Genomic DNA, 20,747 nt, shown 5'->3' with positions numbered 1-20,747 from the left:
ACTCTACAATTTCTCGACAAAATCTGACGTTTAATCTCGGAAAATTTACAAAATAGTCCTTACAACGTGCTAAAGCTGCTTTTCCACTCTTTATACCATTCTGTAATGTACGCGCTTGGCTGCTCGTTCAATTCTTCCATCAGCACGGTGGTTAATGCATGGTACTGCTGATTAACCATAAGATGATTCCCTTTGGACGCATACAGCTGCATTAAGGCAAAATAAGCCTCTTCCGCTTGCGCATGCTCCTCAATAATCCGGATATATCCGGCTATCGCTTTATCCAGTTGGCCATGCTCGACATGCCACGCTTCCAAGCGATAGGACGTATTCAGCCACAGGCGTTTCAGGCGCTGGCGCTCGCTTTCCGCCCACCAATAGTCATAATCCTTTAAATAATCGCCTCTATAAAGATTCATTGCCTCCTCGTATTCCGCAAGCGTTGCCGCCGCCAGCGGCGGTGCAGCAGCAATGCCCCGCTCCCATTCCTCTACATCGAGCACAACCTGATTCAGCGTCAATATGTATCCTTCTGTTGTATTGGCAATGTGAAAACACTTTCCAAATTGATCAAGCGTTTTTCTAATATGGTACACCGTCGTATACAGCTGGGCATATATTTTTTCCGTCCCATTATCAGGCCATAGCAAATCGATTAATATCGATTTTCTTACCAGCTGTTCGCGATGCTGGAGCAAATACAGAAACAGTTCCTGCGCCTTCGTCGTGCGCCACCTTATGGCTGCATCCTTTTTCCCGGAAAACTCCACACTGAACTGCCCCAATAGCTGCAAAACCAGATGCTGCTCTTCATTCGCTTTTTTCACTAGCTGTACAGTCTGCTCTTTCTCCTTCGCAAACGAGTCCAGGCGCCTCTGAATCCGTTCCATCGTTTTCATTAACCGCTCCGGATGAATCGGCTTGACGACATAATCCAGCGCATTCAGCTCAAAAGCTTTCACTGCGTATTCATCATAAGCGGTTACAAATACGATATTCAGCTCCGGCCTGACCTCAAGCAGCTGTTCTGCAAGCGCAATGCCACTGACTTCAGGCAAATTAATATCCAAAAATACAACATCCGGCAGATCGCGCAAAATCCGCTCTTTCCCGTTCATCGGATCCGCATATTTCCCCAAAACCTCGACATTATTTAATTTCACGAGTTGTCGCTCCAAGTAATCCAGAGCGAGGCATTCATCATCTACAAGGATAACCTTCATGCTTGACTCCTTTAATAATCGAAATAACCACTCGTTCACAAGCTCTGCCATGCTGACAACAATTATAATCCAGTTAAATAGTTGCCGCAATCATTTGGCTTGAATAGTCATTACTAATTAAGGAAAAATTGCATAGTAAAAAAAGCAGCATCCGCTAAACCTTAAGCAGGCTCAACGCTTGCTGCTCTTTCGATCTGCAGTTTGACTTTGCCCAAAGACAAAACTCGCTGCGTTAATGAATGGAATGGACGATCCAGCTGTTCTGCTAGAGAGTCTACCAGGCGTTGACGCCCAACTGTTCAATCGTTGCCTGAATAAAAGCCGGCTCGTCCTCCGGTGTACGGGAAGTAATCAAATTGCGATCTACCACGACTTCCTCATTGCGAAAATGTCCACCGGCTGCCTGCACTTCCTGCGCGAGCTCCGGATAAGCTGTCAGCGTCCGTCCCTGCAGCAGTCCAGCCTCCGCCAAAACTTGCGGACCATGACAGATGGCGGCAATGGTAATGCCCTTTTCATCAGCGTCTTTGACAAAAGCATGCACGTCCGCATCCTCCTTCAAGTGGGAGGGCGAAGCGCCGCCAGGGATAATAATCGCCGCATAGTCGCTTGCCTTTGCCTCATGAATCGCCAGATGCGACTTGTAGGCAACTGTCCCCTGCTTGCCCTTTAATTCCTCATTGCTGCGCAAGCTTATAATAACCGCATCATGACCATTTTTCACCATTTCATCATACGGATTTTGCATTTCTGAATCTTCAAAGCCATCGGCTAGCAGAAAAGCCACCTTCTTCATTTGCGTCATCCTTTACACGCTCCTTCTTGTTTGGGCTCTATGTTACTTTACCCTAAAAAAAGGATTCGCAAACAAATCCTATTGCTTAGATGCGATTAACGATACATGATCATCCTCCCGCAATAGTCGCATTCCTCGCTTTGCTGGGGAAGCAGAACCTTATTCGCACCGCAGCCAAGGCAACTGATTGTTTTCGGCACGGACGGAGGGGCAGGCGGTGGCGGAGAGCCTTGCCTAGCATTATGAACCGCTATCCGTTCCGCTAAACGGGCAGCGGCTGCCGCTTGCTCCTCGGCCTCCCACGCTGCTCTCCGCTCTTGCTCTTCATTCTCGGCCATACTTCTCTCAAGCTCTAGCTCTTGCTCCGCGCTCTGCAATTCAAGTCGCAGGGATTCTATTGCTTCCCTAAACGGCTTTTGGACTGGTTCACGTTCTGCAAACTGTAAAACAAGGTGAACTAAAATCCACGCTGGGAAAATAAAAATCACGGAATTAAAGAAGTATATTCAGCAGTAATTTTCGATCCAATTATATACACACCGATTTTCTCGCTTCTCTCTAGCATAACTCATCCCGCCTCTGTAGCTTCATCCATTTTCTTCTATTTTAATGATGTTCGCTCCCAAGTCTTGCTCTCTTCAGCTCATTTAGTTCGTTATTCACCTCAAGCAAACGCTGCTCCATGCTGGATATTTCCTCCTCGGCCCACTCCCAGTATTCTTCTTGTTTTAATCTATCTACCTTCCCCACCATTGCTCCTAATATAAATATGACCACCGCTGTTATCCCGAAATATTTACCGAAAAATAAAGCCTGCTCCGCGAAGGACTTCTCTCCTCCCCAATAGTGCGGTGTGAACAGCATGCCATTCACAAGGCATCCGATTGCAATGATTTTAAGTACCACCCATCTCGCTTCCCCCTCTTCCTTTCGTTACAAAGACGACACCCTGCTACCTAATAAAAAGAGCAGCATCCGTTAACCTCGCCGTAGGCTAAACGCTTGCTGCTCTAATCCCCTTCGCTCCTGCTGTGCAGGTGAGGCTCACATTAACTGTACACTAGCATCGTGCCGCAATAGTCGCATTCCGCGCTTTGCATAGGCTGCAGCACCTTTCTCGCGCCACAGCCCGCACAGCTGATATTTTTGGGCATGAGGGGTGGTGGAGGTGGAGACGACGGTGGAGGCGGGGGCGGTGAAGTACGGCTCTTCGCTTCACGCCTTGCCGCTGCCTCCGTTTCTGCGCGCATAGCCGCCAGCGTTGCTTCCTTCTTAGCCTCTTGCCTAGCCGCTTCTTCCGCCTCTTCGGCTCGTTCACGCTCTTCTCTTCCAAGCTCCTGCTCATGCTCCAGCTTCTGTAGCTCCAGTCGAAACTGGACTAGATATGGTTCTTGTTCATCTAAATATTTTTGCTTCCATTTTAAACGCCTGTTCTTCCTTACCCCGACACAAATAAGGGAAACACCAGGAAATAAAAAGACGACAATCCAAGAGGCTATGATACCATCTACTCCATAACCTGACTGGGGCAATGTATTAGGATATATGATGAGACCTAAAGCAGCCCACAATACCCCAATTGCCTTGTGCCAAAAACCAGCTGTCATTTTCATTCACCCCGTCTTTCGCTCCATATGGCATTGGAGCCTTTACACCTAGCGGTATTCAATATTTGCATGGCAATATTCACAGAGGATCGTTTGTTTAGGCCACAGCATCGTATGGTTTCCACAGCTAGGACAAGCAACCGACTTTCTCCCTTGCCCCGAGCTGCCCACAGGAGACCTTCCTTCCCTTGCCTGCTCCCTCTGCAGCCGCGCATGCCTCATTTCATCGGCCATTTTTTTAGCTTCTAGCGTGTTCTGTTGTATGGTAGCATGGCTCGCCCGAATGTTGGCAACCCATGCGGCATCATTCTTCTTCTCTCCTTTGGCAGCAAAATAAGCCAGCATAAAAAAGAACAGAGCAGGTAGAATCGCTCCAAAAATATATAACCCTACTTTTTGTGAAAATAAAAGTGAGCTTGGCCTATTATCATATTCCCCTAGCATATAGCCTACCACTAGCAAAAATCCCACGCCAATTATGCGAAACGTCAAACTCATGAAGCATTCCCTCTCTCCCAGCAGCAGCACGATTACGGCTTATGCCCGTCATCGCTGCTTTTGATAGCTGTCACGGCCCAATATTTGCGTCCCCGATGCACTGCACTCGAGCAGCAAAGGCGCTAAACTCTGCCAGCAAGTCCATGCCCGCATTCCGGACAAAACTTCTGACCTGCCTGCACTTCATGACGGCATCCCGGACATTGCTGGCGGCCGCTGCTGTTATTGGTGCCGCAATGCGGACAAAACTTGGCGCTTGCGGCCACTTGCTCCCCGCAGCTTCTACACGGACGCGGCAGCGTCTCGCCGCAAGCGCTGCAATTGACTGCATCGTCCGCACAATCCGCGCCGCAGCTTGGACAAGGATTATACGCATCGCCGCAGTTGGCGCAAAACTTGGAGTTTTCCCGATGCGGCATGCCGCATTTATCGCAATTATGAATCGGCCTTGGCGCTCCAGCCTGACCGCCAGCGGAGCTGCCCGCAAGCCCTTTGCCGCAGCTGTTGCAAAACTTCGCCTGCCCATCGTTGCGGCTCTGACAGCTTGGACAAACCTGAGCTGCGCCGGCTGCTCCATACAGCTGCTCGCCCAGCTGCCCAAATTGGCTGCCGAATATGCCGCCAATTCCCGCTCCCATACTAAGTCCGAGCGCTGCACCCATCACGCCAGCTTGCGAGCTGCCTTCGTTTTTCGCTGCGCCCTCCAAGGTGTCGAAGGTACGCTCCTGCTGGTAGTTGTAGCCGATAATATCCATCTCTGCTTTGCGGGCAAGCGCATCACGCAGCCGTTTCAGCGAGGCATCATCCTCTGGCGTACTGATGGAATCAATGAAGAAATTAACGAGTCGAATGCCGAATGGGTGCATCAGAGCGCCAACCCGTTCCTCGACATGCTTGGAAATTTCACCGATGTAGGCGTTGATTTCAAGCAGACTCACTTTTTTGAACACGAGATAGGAAGAAAGCAGCTCATTAATATTCATCATAATCATGCCGCGCAAATGTTTGGACAGCGTGTCCTGATTGAACAGCGGTAGCGTTCCAACCAGCTTGGACAAAAACCGGCGTGAATCCTCAATCGCAATGCCGAACTGGCCGAAAGCCCGAACCGGAATGACAATATTATATTTCGGGTCCTGCAATTGAATCGGCGACGCCGTTCCCCATTTCACATCGAGAGATACCTGCTTGTTCACAAACCACACCTCGGCCGAGAACGGCGATCTCCCGCCAAAAGGAATATTAACCAACTGGTTTAAAATCGGTATATTAAGCGTACTGAGCGTATGCCTGCCAGGACCGAATAAATCGAGCGCCTGACCGCCCTTGAATAACAGTGCCTCTTGCGTATCATTAACGATTAACTGCGTCCAAGTACCTAGCTCCGCATTCGGATATTTCCAAGCGTATACGTCCGGAGAACCGTCGTATTTGACCACCTCTACGATTGCCATTCCCTCTCACCTCTAACATGTCGACTTTTTTGTCTCTGCACTATCAAAACTTCTATCTCTATTATTTAATAATAAGAACAATTTTCCTGTTTTTCAACAAAATTATGATCCATATTCCACAGATTTAAGCTAATTTCTCCAGCATTCGACTTTACTAAGCAAGCCTAACCTAAAAAAAAGACATGGATCGATAATCCTGCCCCTCCCAGGCCAGTCTATCATCCATGTCTTATCGTTTAGGCTTGAGGCTATACGCCGAATTGCTCGATTTTGATCAAATTCGTCGTACCGGATAAACCAACAGGCGCTCCTGCCGTAATGACGACAAAATCTCCCTCAGCAAGCAGCCCGGTTTGCTCCGCATCCGCCATTGCCGCATGCAGCAGCTCGTCCGTCGTGCCAGTCTTCGTGCCCTTCACCGGAATAACACCCCAAAGCAGCGCTAATAGCGGCAACATTTTCTCGTCGGAAGTAATCGCGATAACAGGCGATTGCGGGCGATATTTGGATACCATCCGCGCCGTAAAGCCGCTTTCTGTACGAGTAAGAATCGCTTTCGCTTTCAGCTCAAGGGAAGAGCTGACAACCGCTTGGCTAATGACTTCTGTAATTGTCGTTGAAGCAAGCTGACGGCGCTCCTGGAAGCCTGCATAATAGTCCAACTGGGACTCCGCCTTAAGCGCAATAGCAGCCATTGTTGCAACCGATTGAACCGGGTATTTGCCCGCAGCCGTCTCGCCGGACAGCATGATCGCATCTGTTCCTTGCATAACCGCACCTGCAACGTCGCTCACTTCTGCGCGTGAAGGACGCGGGTTTACTTGCATGGAATCCAGCATATGGGTCGCAACAATAACCGGCTTGCCTGCTACGTTACACTTATTAATCATGTCGCGCTGCATCGAAGGCACATCCTGAACAGGAATCTCAACGCCGAGGTCGCCGCGGGCAACCATAATGCCATCTGAAGCTGCAATGATGGAATCCAGGTTTACGACGCCCTCTTCATTTTCAATTTTCGAAATGATTTGAACGTGGCCAGCACCGTGTGCTTGCAGCAGCTCGCGAATTTCCAAAATATCTTCCGCTCTTCTTACGAAGGAAGGTGCAATAATGTCGATGTTTTGCTGGATGCCAAAGTGGATATGGCGAATATCGCGCTCTGTTACGCCTGGCAGCGTCGTGCGGATGCCCGGCAGGTTAACGCCTTTGCGCGGCTTGATCAGACCGCCGTTTACAATCGTGCAGTGCACTTCCGTCGCTTCCACCGATGCCACCTCAAGATCAATCAGGCCATCATCAAGCAAAATCGTATTGCCAGGCTTCACGACAAGCGGAAGCTCGCTATAGTTAACATGAATGCGGCGGCCATTGCCGAGCACTTCTTCCGTCGTCAGTGTCAGCGTCTCGCCAGCCACCAGCAGGTAAGAAGCTTCCTCCAGCTTGCCAATCCGCACCTCTGGTCCTTTAATATCCAGCAAAATCGGCACGATTGCATTTTCAGCAGCAGCCGCTTCGCGAATCCGCTCAATCCGCCCGGCATGATCCTCCAGTTCCCCGTGCGCCATATTCAGCCGCGCCACATTCATCCCCGATCGAATCATTTCCCTTAAAATATCAACCGAATCACAAGCAGGTCCCATCGTACAAACAATTTTGGTTTTACGCATGAAGTCTCATTCCTCCTGAACATTTATACCCCTATTATAAACCTAGCCATTTCAACCGACTACGAAATATAGTATTCTAAATGTAATATAGTACTTTTTTGATGAGGAGGCCTATGGCCCAAATGCTGCAGGTAACAGCGGTTCGGCAGGACCGGGGAATGGATTGGTTTTACGAAAAAAATACAAAACATACGAACGAAGCCGCGTTGATACTGGTGAGCTACGGAACCGTCGTCTATTGGATTGAAAGCGAGAAGGTGATCGCCGAGAAAGGCGACCTGCTCTATATTCCGCCCAATCAAGCGTATTATGGCAAATGTGTGCCTACTGTTTTTCATGAGAAGTTTGTTGTTGCCTTAACGCTGTCTTCTGCTCCCGTATTGCCGCTGCTTCAGCGCCAGACGTGGGTGAAATCCCGCATTGGCATGTACGACATGCTGCTGGCCCGAATGAAGCATCTCCATGCGGAATGGCTGGAGCAAGCCGAGTATGCGCCTATTATCGCCCAGGCTGTCGTAACGGAATGGCTGGCGGTCTGGAACCGCGAATGGAATAAAGGCCCTGCAATGGCCGATACGAATCAGCAGGTAGAGCGCATGAAGCATTTTATTTTCAACCATTATCGTGAAAAAATTACGAAGGAAGAGCTCGGCAGCTACATTCAGAAAAGCCCCAACTATGCAGCTACCCTGTTCCGCCGTGTTACGGGCCAAACGATCAGCACCTTCGTTCATGACACGCGGATGAAAAAAGCGATCTATATGCTCGTCGATTCCCTGCTGAGCGTTGGTGAGGTTGCTGAATTTGTCGGCTATCGCGACGTTTCTTATTTTCAACGACTGTTCAAGCGTTTTACGGGAAGGACGCCGTCCTTTTATATGAAAGAGCGCGCCAAAACTCAGCCTTGAATCTCCCAATAAATCAAACATTGACAATGATTTCGATAAAGATTATCATTCTAAAAATCAGCCGATGCCAAAGCTAAAATTCAAGCGGCAGTCGGCGAGAAATCCGCAGCTGTCTTTTGGCTGACACAAAAAAACTTCTATATGGTAGATGAAGTCGTATCAAGCGGAGCTGTTCTTTATCAGGATCTGGGCCTCAAAGCTCCGAATCTGGTTGCCGAAGTGCCCGTAGAAAGCTGCGGCAACTGGAACCCCGAGGCCTTCAGGCAGTCAAAGCAGGCAATGTCATTGAGCTCGATTCGTCCAGCAGCTGGCTGTACAAAGGCAAAATCGCCAATGGGCAAATCATTGACGATGTGCTGAAAGCTATGGTGAAATAAGCATTTAATAAGCCGCTTACATTAGAGCACGCTGTATGATCGTCCTTGCTGGACGAGGAGGTACGGCGTTTTTTTAAAAATGGGCTTCGACTCATGGAGAATGGCGTTTTGCTTTTCCTTTTTTCAACAATAAGCACTGTACGCTTGTCCATTTAGCATTATAATAGGAAGTGATGTAATCACTTACATGGAGGTTGATAAACGTATGAGTTCGATTCCTTTGCATAAACGCGGCATTGAAGCGAGCCAGCTTGTTCTAGGCTGCATGCGCTTTGGCGGCGGCTGGAACCGTAATCCGATTGAGGCCGAGCACTTTAAAGAGGGCCATGAAGCCGTGGACGCGGCGCTGGAGATAGGCATCAATATGTACGATCATGCCGATATTTATACGTTCGGCAAAGCCGAGCAAGTTTTCGGCCAAGTGCTGAAGGACCGTCCGGGCCTGCGTGAGCAAATGATTTTGCAGTCCAAATGCGGGATTCGCCTGCAAGGCGGTGATGATGATCCGCAGCGCTTTGATTTTTCAGAAAGCCATATATTAAGCAGTGTCGACGGCATTTTGAAGCGGCTGCAAACCGATTATCTCGACATTTTGCTGCTGCATCGCCCAGATGCGCTTGTTGAGCCAGAGGAAGTAGCCAGCGCGATTTCGAAACTCAAGGCTTCCGGTAAAGTTCGCGCATTCGGCGTTTCCAATATGAGCCAAGGGCAAATTAAGCTGCTTCGCGCTTATACGGATGAGCCGTTTATCGTGAATCAACTGGAGCTTAGCTTGCTCAAGCATGGTTTTATTGATACAGGTTTGCATGTCAACCAGCTCGCAGCACGCGATAATGTCTTCCCGGAAGGGACGCTGGAGTATTGCCGAATGGAAAATATTCAGCTGCAATCGTGGGGCCCGCTCGCTCAAGGCATCTATTCCGGCGCGCCGCTGGGCGACAGCCCTGAATCGGTTGCTGCAACGGCTGCGCTCGTCGCTGAATTCGCGGAGCGTAAAGATACGACGCGGGAAGCGATCGTACTCGCATGGCTGATGAGACATCCCGCTAACATTCAGCCTGTTATCGGCTCAATCAATCCGAAGCGTATCCTCGCCTGCAAAGATGCCAATACGCTTCGTTTAACGCGCGAAGAATGGTACAGGCTGTATAACTGCTCGCGCGGCAAAGCGCTGCCTTAAGGATTATAAGAACAACGGTACTTATATATTTTAGAAATAGCTCATCATTAAAAATGCGTGAAAACCTCGCTTTCTCCAATTGCACGCAAAAAAGCTTCCAGCACCACTTTTCGTGGCGGCGGAAGCTTTTTTTCTCATTCATAATTCATTATCTCGAAACGACAACGAGCGACTGTGCATCAGCTTAAACGCCAACAGCGCGGAACCGATAAACCTTGCTTGCATAATCCTTATGGAATTGCGGCGTCGCAAGTCCAGCATACAGCAGCTCATCGCCGCCATACGTCTCGCCATTTTCTTGCCATACATAATCGCGGCTTGGATCAAGCCCTTTCAGCACAAAACGGCTCAGCGGCGGATTCGGCTCCTGCAAGACGGAGGTGTAGACAGCAAACGCCTCGCTCTTGTCTTTCGAAACGAACATCCATGCGGCAATATTGCCTTCAAATGGGCTGGACAGACGATAGAAATCGCCAAACTGTACGAGATGGCGGACTTCTTTATAGAGCGCAATCTGGTCTTTCACCGTTTCCTTCTCATCGTCGGTGAACTTCGTCAAATCCAGCTCATAACCAAAGTTGCCGGAAAGCGCCACATTACCACGCGTCTCAAGCGGCGTACTGCGGCCAACCTGATGGTTAGGAACAGCCGATACGTGAGAGCCCATCGAGCTAATCGGATAAACGAGGCTCGTGCCATATTGGATTTTCAGCCTCGATACGGCATCGGTATTATCGCTCGTCCAAGTTTGCGGCATATAATACAGCATGCCCGGATCAAAGCGTCCGCCGCCGCCGGAGCAGCTTTCAAACAAAATATGCGGGAAAGCTGACGTAATGCGCTCCAGCACTTCATAAAGACCAAGCATGTAACGATGAGCCGTCTCACGCTGGCGTTCGGCTGGAAGCCGTGCAGAGCCGATCTCGGACATATTGCGGTTCATGTCCCATTTTACGTACGTAATCGGCGCGCTAGCGAGAACATCCGAAATCGTTTTAACAATATATTCGCGAACGTCGGCACGAGACATATCCAAAATCAGCTGATTGCGAGCCTCTGTACGACGTCTTCCTTCGACATGCAGACACCACTCGGGATGAGCACGATACAGCTCGCTGTTAGGCGATACCATCTCCGGTTCAAACCAAAGGCCGAACTGCATATCCAGCTTGCGAATGCGCGCTACTAGATCCTCAAGACCGCCCGGCAGCTTGTTTTTGTCAACGAACCAGTCTCCAAGCGATGAATTGTCGCTATTGCGCTGTCCAAACCAGCCATCGTCGAGCACGAACAGCTCCATGCCCAGTTCCTTGCCAACCTTAGCAATATCCTCAATTTTATCCGCTGTAAAGTTAAAGTAAGTCGCTTCCCAGTTGTTGATCAAAATCGGTCTGCTCTCGTCACGGAAGCTTCCGCGGCATAGACGCGAACGATAGAGATCATGGAAGCTGCGGGACATGCCGCCCAGCCCTTCCGAGGAATGCACAAGTACCGCCTCAGGCGTCTGGAATTGCTCGCCCGGCTCCAGTCTCCAATTGAAATCAAACGGATTAATCCCAATAAACAATCTTGCAGCATGGTATTGGTCAACTTCAACGCCGCCCACAAAGTTGCCGCTGTAGACAAGGTTTACACCGTACACATCGCCATAATCCTCTGTTGCTCCTTCAGACAGCAGCGCGATAAATGGATTTTGTGCATGGCTGCTTGCGCCGCGGCGGCTTTCCACCGATTGCAGTCCCGGCTCGAGATGGCGCCGATGAATGTAACGCTCGCGTGCCCATGCGCCAGACAGCTGCAGCATATCGTAATGGTCATGCGGAAGGTCCAGACTCATACTAAGCGCCCGAAGCAATTGCAGCGTATTCTCGCCGCCATTTATGACACGAGCCGAGCGAGTAATCGCGTTATACGATTCAAATACGGTATAGAGCAGTACGACACGAAGACCAGAGTAACTGTCGGCAAGTGTAATTTCAAGCGTCTGTGCCTCGTCTTCGCCTTCTACATAGACAGATGGCAATCCTTCAAGCGCCGGCTTGCCTTGTACGATCCGGTGGGAATCGTAACGCAGGTCCGTTACCGTCGTTCCGTCAGCAAGCTGTACTTGATAAGCCGGATAACGGAAATCCGAGTTGCCGAATGCCGGATATTCCTGTGGAAGCGTATCAAGCGACACTCTTAAATCATCCGCTTCTGTTGAAGGACTGAACGAGCAGCGCTCCTTCAGCTCAAGCAGTCTTCCGAGCTGGCTGCCGCGTACCCGCTTGCCCCAATACACATGTGCCGGGTAAGCGCCTTTCACCAACGCGATCACATAGCTGGTTTCTTTCGATTGCAGATGAAAAAGCTGATTTTGTTCGTCAAAAATAATAGCCATTATTCATTAGCCTCCTTATTATGACCGGCTGTCCCGCTGCTTTCACGCGCCATTAGCGTCGTATTCATCATGACATGCAGCGGAACCTCGCGGCCTTCAATCCGTTCCAAAAGCAGTTGTACTGCTGTCTTGCCCATTTGCTCCGTATACGCCTTGACGCTCGTTAGCGGCGGCTGTACGAAAGCCGATACCTCAATGTCATCGAAACCGACAATCGCCATTTGCTCCGGCACCTCTACACCGTGCTCATGCAGCGCGTGAAGCGCACCGATTGCCATGGGGTCGCTGCCGACAAAGCATGCGGTAGGGCGTTCTTCCAGGCCGAGCAGCCCATTCATCAGCTCATAACCGCTGCCTGTTGTCCATTCCCCGGCAAGCACCCAATCCTTACGCAAAATACCGTGGGACTCCAGCAGGCGCAGCATATGCTTGCGCCGCGGCTCGTCGGCGGCTTGGTCTACTCCACCACCAATGTAGCCAATGCGGGTATGTCCAAGCTCCAGCAGATGCTCCATAACATCCTCAACCGCCTGCTCAAAATTCAAGTTGACCGTGTCATAATGCCGCAGCTTGCCCAGATGGTCAATCATGACGACTTTGTCGCCCTCATACAGCATCCGAACGTCACGCTCTGCAACCCCGCCAACGACAATGAGGCCATCCAGCTGCGGATGAGGCTCCATAGCTCCGCCAATGCGCCATACTTTAACGATGGCGATGCCGAGCTCCTCACAACGGCGCTCGATCCCTCTGCGAATGGACAGGAAATAAGGATCTATATCCTCATGTTCAAGCGTAAAGCTCAGCAATAAGCCCACTTGCAGCTGTGAACGCTGGCTTTCTTGCTTGAGCCGTTTTAGACGCGATGGCTTATACTGCAACTTTTCCGCTATCGCGAATATGCGCGCACGCGTCTCTTCGCCGACAGCGAGCGTCATATCGTTGTTAAGCACACGTGACACCGTCGCGGCAGACACCTCCGCCATAGCCGCAATTTCTTTAATCGTTGCCATTTCACCCACCACATTCGTTTAGTTAATAAATTTACTAAATAACTCTCGCTTTATTTTAGCAAATTTTTTGGCGCACAACAAGCTTTGCCTCCATGAACGAAAAAAGAGCCTGCCCTCGTACGGGAAGCTCCTGCTAGTCTTTCCTTATTTTACACATGACTGGCTTATCCTACTCTTTAACCTACTCTAAGGCATACAAGCTCTAAGGCATACAAGCTCTAAGATACATGCTTGTGGTAAAGCTCGATGAAACACTCAGCCGTAACTGGCGGACTATAAATATAGCCTTGCACCAGATCGCATTTATGCTGGCGAATAATTTGCAGCTCCTCGTCGGTTTCGACGCCTTCTGTTACAACCTTCATATTCAAGTTATGTGCGATTACGACCAGCGATTTAAAAATCATTTGCTTCTTGAAATCCGAGACAATGTCATGGATAAATGATTTATCCAGCTTCAGATAATGCAGCGGAATGTTTTGCAAGTAGCTAAGGGACGAATAACCCGTTCCAAAATCATCCAGAGAAAGACGAATGCCAAGCTGCTGCAGCTCGCGCAATATTTTCAGCGTGTGATCGGGATTGTCCATAAAAATCGTCTCCGTCAGCTCAAGCTCGATTTGCTCGGGTCTGACAGAAGCTTCTGTAATAATGGACTGGATCGTCTCCACGATATGCTTTTGCTGAAATTGCAGCATCGACATATTGACGCTGACCGTCAGCGCTGTGACGCCTTGCTGCTCCCACATCTTGATTTGTTTACATGCTTCTCGAAGCACCCATTCCCCCAGCGGAATAATGAAGCCCGTCTTCTCGGCAAGCGGGATGAAGTCAAGCGGCGAGATCATGCCAAACTCAGGATGGCGCCAGCGGATCAAAGCTTCGGCTCCGTATATTTGTCCGGATTTCAAATCCACCTTCGGCTGGTAATACAACACGAACTGCTCGCCCTCAAGCGCAGGAAACAGCCCATTTTCCAGCTCCTGCTCCCGCTTCGAAACATCCTTCATCGACGGGGAATACAGCCTGCTTGTATTGCGCTGCTTCTTGGCGACAAAAAGCGCGGTGTCTGCCTCCTTGACCATACGGTCGCCGGTTTCCTCCGTCAGCTCATGCTGCAAACTAATGCCAATGCTAGCGGTAATGTAAAAAAGCCGGTCATTCAATTGTATAGGCTCGGCAATTGCAAACAAAATATCATCAGCTACCAGCAGCAGCGGATTCATATGATTGACGTCATTCAGCAGCACAACAAATTCATCTCCGCCAAAACGGAACACCCGCCCATTAGAACCAACGGTCTGTTTGAGACGGTCCGCGAACTGCTTTAGCAATTGGTCGCCCATCGCATAATCGAGCGTATCGTTAATGACTTTAAAGCGATCCAAATCGATATACAGCAGTGCTGCCTGCTTGTTGCTGTAAGGCACAGTATGTATTTGCTCAATATGACGCGTATAGCCGTAACGATTGGGCAAGCCCGTCAGCAAATCATGAGTCGCTTGAAATTCGATTAATTCCTCGCTTGCCTTGCGGTGATCAATCATGCGATTGAACTGCTGCGCCATAAATTCAAACTCGTCCTTCGTGTCAATGTCCAGCTTCTGGTCGGTATCGCCCTCCACCAGCGCCGAGGACACATGGACTACTTTGCGGATGTTTTGGAGCACAATTTTGCGAATGAGCCAAATCATCAGCATCGTTGTGAAAATAAAAGCAACCAGCGAAATGATAATGGTATTGCTTAAGCCTTTATAATAGTCCTTGAGCATGTTGCTCTTCGGAATAATCGTTTCAAAATACCATGTTTGATCCTTTATATGTATCGGGTTGAGCAGCCTCATTACAGTTCCGCCCAACCTAGGGTCGGAAGTATACATAATGGTCATGGCCTGCTCCTTCAGTTTCTCCAACGATTCGCCCTTCGGCAAAGGCAAATAAGGCTTGGATACCAGCGCGCGATCAAGTCCATTAGCAAGGTAGCTGTCACCAGCCGTAATCATCGTCGCGTAGCCGCCCATAGGACGGATTTTCTCCACTTCCTGCTGCACCATGTCGAGGGATATATCCGCTCCAACGACACCTAGAAACTCGCCCTGCTCATTCAAAATCGGATAAACAAATGATGAAATTAAAATCCGCTCGCCATTTATTTCATAATAATAAGGCTCCATTAAAGCGAATTTCTTTGTTCGCTTGGGGATTTGGTAATAGTCTCCCTCGCCAATTTTCTCATAGTTTTTATTAGGATAGGCTACGAGCTTGTCGCCTTGACGCACAATATAGGGGACAAAACGTCCCGTGTCATCATCGTAGCTGCTTTTGTTGCGAAAATTCCCATCCTGATTATCGAACGCATTAGGCTCCCAAACCGTAAAAACACCGAGTATATAAGGCTGTTCCCGCACAAAATTTTCAATGAGCCTAACTGCCTCCGAGCGGTCAGTCCTGTTATATTCCTTCATTTGCTGCAACGATTGCTGCAGTCCTTCAAGTCTAATCAAGGCATCGTTCGTTTCAATGGACATCTTGGTTGTGTAGGCATTGGACTGATTTTGCGCAACCAGTTCACCTTGACGCAAGCTGACGTCGTAAAGCTTCATTAATTGAATGGAAGCAAGCAAAGTGAAAGACAGGATCATGAGGGCTCCCAAAGTGAAAATTAATTTATGTGCAATACCAACCCTCATTGTTTTCAAGTGCCTATCCTCCTCCAAATGAAGCTGCTTATTGAATCGACGAATTTTGCCAAATTATGATATAGTTCTAGTATACTTGACGCATTAATCCAAACACAACGCCAAATTAATTTAATATTTTAAATTACCACGACAAATTGCGACAATTATTGTCGAATCTCAATTTAACTGCTCTATCTGTTGAAAAAAAGCTGTTTTCCCGCCATTTCCGCTTGGCTACTGACGTTCAAAAATCTGTATTCCCTCTGCCTCGTTGCCTGTTATAGCCGAAAGCTCCCCTACATGTGATGGGAGCTTTCGCGCTTTCCGGCTATGCTTTTGAAGGCATATTGAACCTGTATCCGACAGTAAACCGGCTATATATTTACACATAATCAAGGTGAAACGGCTGTTGCTATCTTTTGGCGGCACAGCGCGTTTCAGTCCGAGAAATATAGTGAAAGGATTACGTTTGAATATCCTTTCCTATATTTCAAGGTGAAACGGCTGTTGCTATCTTTTGGCGGCGCGGCTACGCTTCAAGAAAATACGGCCAATTTAACGCCTGCTGTCGTCTGCCGTGTCCTTGGAGCGTTGAAACTTGCGAATATCCCCGCGTAGCTGCTCAGCGGTTTTCCCTTCTGTATCAAGACCATACTCCTTCGCTGCATCGCGCAGCATTTCCAAACGCTTGGCCCGATGCTCCGCTTTAAAGGCTTCCCACTTCGCTGGGTCTTTTTCCTTCGCTTCCTTCAGCTCGCTTTTTAATTGCTCGGGTGTCTTGCCTTCTACCGCAATGCCGAAATATTCAGCTATATATCGGAGCTTGGCAAGACGATACTGCTCGTGGCCCAGCGCGTGCTCACGATGATGCTTTTTATGCTCCTCGTGAAAATGGCCCTTGGCAGTTGGCAGCTTGCCAGGCTGTCCCTCCGCCTGAGGCTGTTGGGCGGGCTCGGCGGCATAGGCCGCGGGTACCGCTATGGCTGCTGCGAGCAGGCATGCCGCTGCTGACCTTACTATTTTTGACTTATTCATCCTTGGACACAACCTTTCTGCTGAGCAAAAGCGAAGAAAGGAATGGCTATTTTTAGAATCCTTCATCGCCATGCCTGAGTTCTTGATGCAAGAGGGAGAATCGCTTCAGCCCCTTTACTTGGTTATTTTGTCCATCAACGATTTAACATAATCATGAGGAAAGCGGAATAAACATAAAAAACGCCAGAGCTTCTGCTCTGACGTCTGCTGCTGCAAATTTAGCTGTATGTGTATGGAGAACGCCCATTTGCCCCGTTCTTACTGCTGGCTCACTTTATGCTTCAGATGAAGCGCCGTATTCCAACTGCTGAAGCTGTGTAATCAATTCTTCCCGGGAAAAATGCTCGCCTATAAACACAGCTACATCATTAACTTTGCCTTGCGGAGTTATTTTCATAAAATCGCTTTCCCCATAGGCATATTGGAACAAGAAGCGGCTCGCCGTATCCGTAAAGGTCACGATGCCCTTCGCCCGATAAACATGCTCGGGCAAACTTCTCAGCAGCGCTTCAAACTGAACGCTGTCTAAGGGCCCCTGCAAATAATGGGTCAGCACCATGACATGATCATGGGAATGGTGGTGGTGCGCATGCTGCTCTTCATGCTCGTGAGTATGATGGTGATGATCCTCATCATGCTCATGGGAGCAACCGGGGCCACAGGTATGGACAGCTTCAGCGCTCTCCTGCTTCGCAGGCGGCAGCAAGGCGGCGGAGCTTGCAATTACCGGTTGCTGAGCATCCAGCCAGGACCACTCGTCTATAATGCAGCGCATCGTTGCAACGATTTGGGCGTGGGCGTTCAGCTCCCGCAGCGCCTGCTGCGTTTCAACCAACTGCTCCGGCTCCAGCTTGTCCACCTTATTGAGCAGCAAAAAGCTCGCGCAGCGAATTTGGTCCTGCATCAGCTTAAGCGTCCGTCCTTTGCCGGCACGTGTACGCTTTAACAGCTCGGGGCCATCTACAACTGTAATAACCGCTCGCAGATCAATGCGCATATACATGGCCGCTTCGGTTACGCCGTCCAAAATCTCCATCGGATTCGCAGCGCCCGTTGATTCAATGACGATGATATCAGGCTGATGCTCATCCATCAGCAGCTTCATCTCCATGCTCAGATCGCCGCGAATCGTACAGCAAATACAGCCGCCCAGCAGCTCGGCCATCGGTACTTCATCTCCGACTTCTTGTCCATCCAAATTAATATCGCCCAGCTCATTCATAATGACAGCTGCTTTCTTGCCCTCAGCCTGCCAATAATCGAGCATGCGTTTCAACAGTGTCGTCTTGCCGCTTCCGAGAAACCCGGTCAGCAAATAAACCGGTACTGGTGGTTTGCTATTTTCCATCTCCAAAACTCCCGTATCCCATTATTGTCCTTCTACATAAGCATTATTATATCGAAATAGTTACGTTTTCGCACCTTAAAAACGGCCCCAGCTATGTAAAAGCCCGGAGCGCGGGATGCTCCGGGACGATTAAGCCTATTTCATGATTTTGCACGCTCAGGAAAGCTAGCGGTCTGAACGAAATAGCTTGCAGCGATTATGCAAAACCTAATAAAGTTATGAGCCATGTCCGCAGACATCAACATTTATTCATTAGATGAAAGCGCGAGTGATGATAACAAGTAGAATGAAAAGGACAAGGATCGCTCCTACGTTAGTAAAGGGGCTGCAGCCGTAGCCTGCACCTGCTAAATTGTAGCTCATTTGTTCAACTCCTTTTTGTTCAGATATACGTTCCTGCAGCTTGGCTCCTAAACGGCGCCGAGCCGCCTGATCCTATAACTGTACTATAGCCAGCAAGCGCGAGTAATAATAACAAGCAGGATGAAAAGTACAAGAATCGATCCTACGCTTGTGAATGCTCCGCCTACACCGCAAGGGGCACAGCCAATTCCAGCGTTCGCCACATTGTAGCTCATTTGTCCATCTCCTTTGGTTAAAGTACACAGTATCCTATGGACAAAAAGGGGAAACGGTATAGGCGCTTGCAAGAAATGTGCTTTTGCCTTGTTCGCAGGCGACCTGCTGGCTTAAGAAGCCTTTTATGCAAAAACCTTGTCGAATCCGGCTTTGGAGCGGCTTAGCAGCTCATCTGCTGTTCCTTCAGGAGCAGTCTGGGTCAATATCTCCTGTACAACTGGCCCCTTGTAGCCGATGTCTGCGAGCGCGGCAAGAAAGCCTTTCAGGTCAATAATCCCTTCACCAGGGTATAGACGGTCATTATCGAGCAGCTCATCGACAGGCAGATCGCGGGCATCATTAATATGAACGTGAACGACCTGATCAGCTCTGAGGCTCCGCAAATGCTCCGGCGTAAAGCCCGTCGTATGGCAATGATAGGCGTCCACCAGCAAGCCGACATTTGGCCGATTAATCGCCGAGATAAGAGCAAGCGTCTCCTCAACCGTCCATATAAAAGGGTTCGCCCATGCCGTCCGCAAATGATGCGGCCCGACAAACTCCAGCGCAAACCGAATGCCATACGCGTCCAAAACGTCGGCGATTAGGCGCAAGCGAGATACCGCAAGCGCTGTAAATAGGGCTGATTTGTAGTCCGTCGAAGGCAAAATGTACGTACAGCAGGCTGTACATCCCAGTTTTGCCGCAGCTGCCGCATGCAGCGGAAGCTGCTTCAGGCCCTCCCGAAACTGCTCATCCGTGCCGCGCCATTCAACATTCAGCCCTATGGAGCCTAAAGTCACCTGATGGTCAGACAGCAGCCTCACTGCTCCTTGCTCCCCATGCTTTTCTACAAGCGCTTTGGCATCGATATCCACGACGCCAAATCCATACTCTGAAGCTTTTGCAATCAGCTGTTCATCTGTTATGGAGCCTAATCCCGACTTGCTTAATCCTCTAATCATTCCCCTACACCTCTTCCCAGTTAAATAGCACACCTAAATATTCATCTTTTTTACTGCGTAATCCTTCATAGGCAGCAGGTGCATCAGCAGGACTCATGATGTGGCTAATGAGCGGCTCGATCTGCAGCTTGCCATATTGCATGAGGCGGAATACGACCTCAGAATTGCGTACAAGGGAATGCTTGACGAAAGCTTCCGGCGTTAGCGGATAACGCCATTCATGCGCTCCCTTGAACGTCACACAGCCGCGACCATTCAAATGAATGCTGTTCAGCAAATCGGTTACATTGCTTTGCAGTTCTCCCCTTGGACTGCCGAGCAGAATCGCTTCTCCATATTGGCCGACAAGCGCTACATTGTCCAAAATAACTTGCGGTACTCCGGTCGCTTCGATAAGTGTAGATACGCCTTTGCCGCCCGTCAACTCCATAACCTGCTTATGCGTATCCGCGCCTGCTTCAATGGCATGCTGGATGCCGCAATTTTTCGCGAGATCTCTGCGTTTTGCAGCTAAATCAATGCCAATAACCGAAGCGCCTTGAAGTCCGGCCAGCTGCGCGGCCATATTGCCAATTAGGCCAAGGCCCGTCACCGCTACATAATCGCCCAGTTCAATCGACGATACTCGCGTGCTTGTCATCGCTACCGTAGCCATTCGTGTAAAAGGAGCCCAAGCCAGCGGCAAGCTGTCCGGCACTTTAAGAAACACCCCGCTTGTCGTCGTCAGCTCATAATGGGAATGCTTGCCGTAATGGAACACCATATCGCCAATCTGGAAGCCTTCAGCCGCCTCTGGCCCCAATGCCACAATTTCACTTGCTGCCGCATAACCAGGCACAGAAGGCATAGGGAACCAGCTTTCGCCTCCGGAAAGACAGGCGAGCTCTGTGCCAGGGCTAATGAGCGTATAATGCTTTTTCACCAGTACCTGATTGCCTGTAAGCTCTGGAACCTGGGCTTGCAGCTCCTCCTGCTTTACTTCCACTTTCCATGGGGCTGTAAACTCAATCTGTGTGTTTTTCATGAGACGCACTCTCCCGTTATATAATGGTTG

At 49.5% G+C, this 20,747-nt stretch carries 19 protein-coding genes; 2 read left to right on the top strand and 17 right to left on the bottom strand.

All coding sequences use genetic code 11. From position 1 onward, the window contains the following. Positions 1–59: 59 nt before the first annotated feature. The 8 genes from ABEW34_RS22200 to pyk all read right to left on the bottom strand — a co-directional run bounded on the left by ABEW34_RS22200 (position 60) and on the right by pyk (position 7,248). Positions 60–1,223, bottom strand: a complete 1,164-nt coding sequence (locus ABEW34_RS22200; RefSeq protein ID WP_430161472.1) for a response regulator — start codon at positions 1,221–1,223, stop codon at positions 60–62. Positions 1,224–1,497: 274 nt separating this feature from the next. After that, the gene (locus ABEW34_RS22195; protein ID WP_430161570.1) at positions 1,498–2,019 is read right to left on the bottom strand and encodes a type 1 glutamine amidotransferase domain-containing protein; all 522 of its coding nucleotides are present in this window, start codon (positions 2,017–2,019) and stop codon (positions 1,498–1,500) included. 95 nt (positions 2,020–2,114) lie between these two features. Continuing rightward, positions 2,115–2,357 (bottom strand): hypothetical protein, encoded by a 243-nt coding sequence (locus tag ABEW34_RS22190; RefSeq protein ID WP_430161471.1) that lies wholly within the window; start codon positions 2,355–2,357, stop codon positions 2,115–2,117. A gap of 268 nt (positions 2,358–2,625) precedes the next feature. Next, the gene (locus tag ABEW34_RS22185; RefSeq protein ID WP_430161470.1) at positions 2,626–2,925 is read right to left on the bottom strand and encodes a hypothetical protein; all 300 of its coding nucleotides are present in this window, start codon (positions 2,923–2,925) and stop codon (positions 2,626–2,628) included. A gap of 143 nt (positions 2,926–3,068) precedes the next feature. Beyond that, a complete protein-coding gene (locus ABEW34_RS22180; protein ID WP_430161469.1) occupies positions 3,069–3,626 on the bottom strand; it encodes a hypothetical protein in 558 nt (185 codons plus the stop codon). A gap of 48 nt (positions 3,627–3,674) precedes the next feature. Further along, entirely contained in the window at positions 3,675–4,124 is a 450-nt protein-coding gene (locus ABEW34_RS22175) for a hypothetical protein (protein WP_430161468.1), read from the bottom strand. Positions 4,125–4,246: 122 nt separating this feature from the next. Continuing rightward, positions 4,247–5,578 (bottom strand): SPFH domain-containing protein, encoded by a 1,332-nt coding sequence (locus ABEW34_RS22170; RefSeq protein WP_430161467.1) that lies wholly within the window; start codon positions 5,576–5,578, stop codon positions 4,247–4,249. Between the two features lie 248 nt (positions 5,579–5,826). After that, positions 5,827–7,248, bottom strand: a complete 1,422-nt coding sequence (gene pyk, locus ABEW34_RS22165) for a pyruvate kinase (RefSeq protein ID WP_430161466.1) — start codon at positions 7,246–7,248, stop codon at positions 5,827–5,829. A gap of 122 nt (positions 7,249–7,370) precedes the next feature. Here pyk and ABEW34_RS22160 point away from each other — a divergent pair, with 122 nt between their 5' ends. Together ABEW34_RS22160 and ABEW34_RS22155 are read left to right on the top strand one after the other, a co-directional pair. After that, positions 7,371–8,156, top strand: coding sequence for a helix-turn-helix domain-containing protein (locus ABEW34_RS22160; protein WP_430161465.1), 786 nt, complete (start codon positions 7,371–7,373; stop codon positions 8,154–8,156). A 582-nt stretch (positions 8,157–8,738) separates the two neighbouring features. Beyond that, a complete protein-coding gene (locus ABEW34_RS22155) occupies positions 8,739–9,713 on the top strand; it encodes an aldo/keto reductase (RefSeq protein WP_430161464.1) in 975 nt (324 codons plus the stop codon). 184 nt (positions 9,714–9,897) lie between these two features. On the opposite strand, the gene ABEW34_RS22150 is transcribed toward ABEW34_RS22155, so the two are convergent. The 9 genes from ABEW34_RS22150 to ABEW34_RS22110 all read right to left on the bottom strand — a co-directional run bounded on the left by ABEW34_RS22150 (position 9,898) and on the right by ABEW34_RS22110 (position 20,717). Beyond that, on the bottom strand, positions 9,898–12,093 hold the full coding sequence (locus ABEW34_RS22150; RefSeq protein WP_430161463.1) for an alpha-galactosidase: 2,196 nt from the start codon (positions 12,091–12,093) through the stop codon (positions 9,898–9,900). After that, positions 12,093–13,106, bottom strand: a complete 1,014-nt coding sequence (locus ABEW34_RS22145; RefSeq protein WP_430161462.1) for a LacI family DNA-binding transcriptional regulator — start codon at positions 13,104–13,106, stop codon at positions 12,093–12,095. Before ABEW34_RS22145 ends, ABEW34_RS22150 begins: the two co-directional genes overlap by 1 nt. A 218-nt stretch (positions 13,107–13,324) precedes the next feature. Further along, the gene (locus tag ABEW34_RS22140) at positions 13,325–15,796 is read right to left on the bottom strand and encodes an EAL domain-containing protein (protein ID WP_430161568.1); all 2,472 of its coding nucleotides are present in this window, start codon (positions 15,794–15,796) and stop codon (positions 13,325–13,327) included. A gap of 546 nt (positions 15,797–16,342) precedes the next feature. Further along, entirely contained in the window at positions 16,343–16,822 is a 480-nt protein-coding gene (locus tag ABEW34_RS22135; RefSeq protein WP_430161461.1) for a hypothetical protein, read from the bottom strand. Positions 16,823–17,096: 274 nt separating this feature from the next. Next, positions 17,097–18,170, bottom strand: a complete 1,074-nt coding sequence (locus ABEW34_RS22130; protein WP_430161460.1) for a CobW family GTP-binding protein — start codon at positions 18,168–18,170, stop codon at positions 17,097–17,099. 252 nt (positions 18,171–18,422) lie between these two features. Further along, positions 18,423–18,533 (bottom strand): YjcZ family sporulation protein, encoded by a 111-nt coding sequence (locus tag ABEW34_RS22125; RefSeq protein WP_430161459.1) that lies wholly within the window; start codon positions 18,531–18,533, stop codon positions 18,423–18,425. Positions 18,534–18,616: 83 nt separating this feature from the next. Then, positions 18,617–18,748, bottom strand: a complete 132-nt coding sequence (locus ABEW34_RS22120) for a YjcZ family sporulation protein (RefSeq protein ID WP_235533354.1) — start codon at positions 18,746–18,748, stop codon at positions 18,617–18,619. A 123-nt stretch (positions 18,749–18,871) separates the two neighbouring features. Further along, on the bottom strand, positions 18,872–19,693 hold the full coding sequence (locus ABEW34_RS22115; RefSeq protein ID WP_430161458.1) for a sugar phosphate isomerase/epimerase family protein: 822 nt from the start codon (positions 19,691–19,693) through the stop codon (positions 18,872–18,874). A 4-nt stretch (positions 19,694–19,697) separates the two neighbouring features. Then, a complete protein-coding gene (locus ABEW34_RS22110) occupies positions 19,698–20,717 on the bottom strand; it encodes a zinc-dependent alcohol dehydrogenase (protein ID WP_430161457.1) in 1,020 nt (339 codons plus the stop codon). Between the last annotated feature and the right edge of the window lie 30 nt (positions 20,718–20,747).

Origin of the sequence: Paenibacillus algorifonticola (assembly GCF_050481745.1) — a bacterium.
In the GTDB taxonomy this organism is placed as follows: Bacteria; Bacillota; Bacilli; order Paenibacillales; family Paenibacillaceae; genus Pristimantibacillus; species Pristimantibacillus algorifonticola_A.
This window is presented reverse-complemented; position numbering and strand designations above follow the sequence as displayed.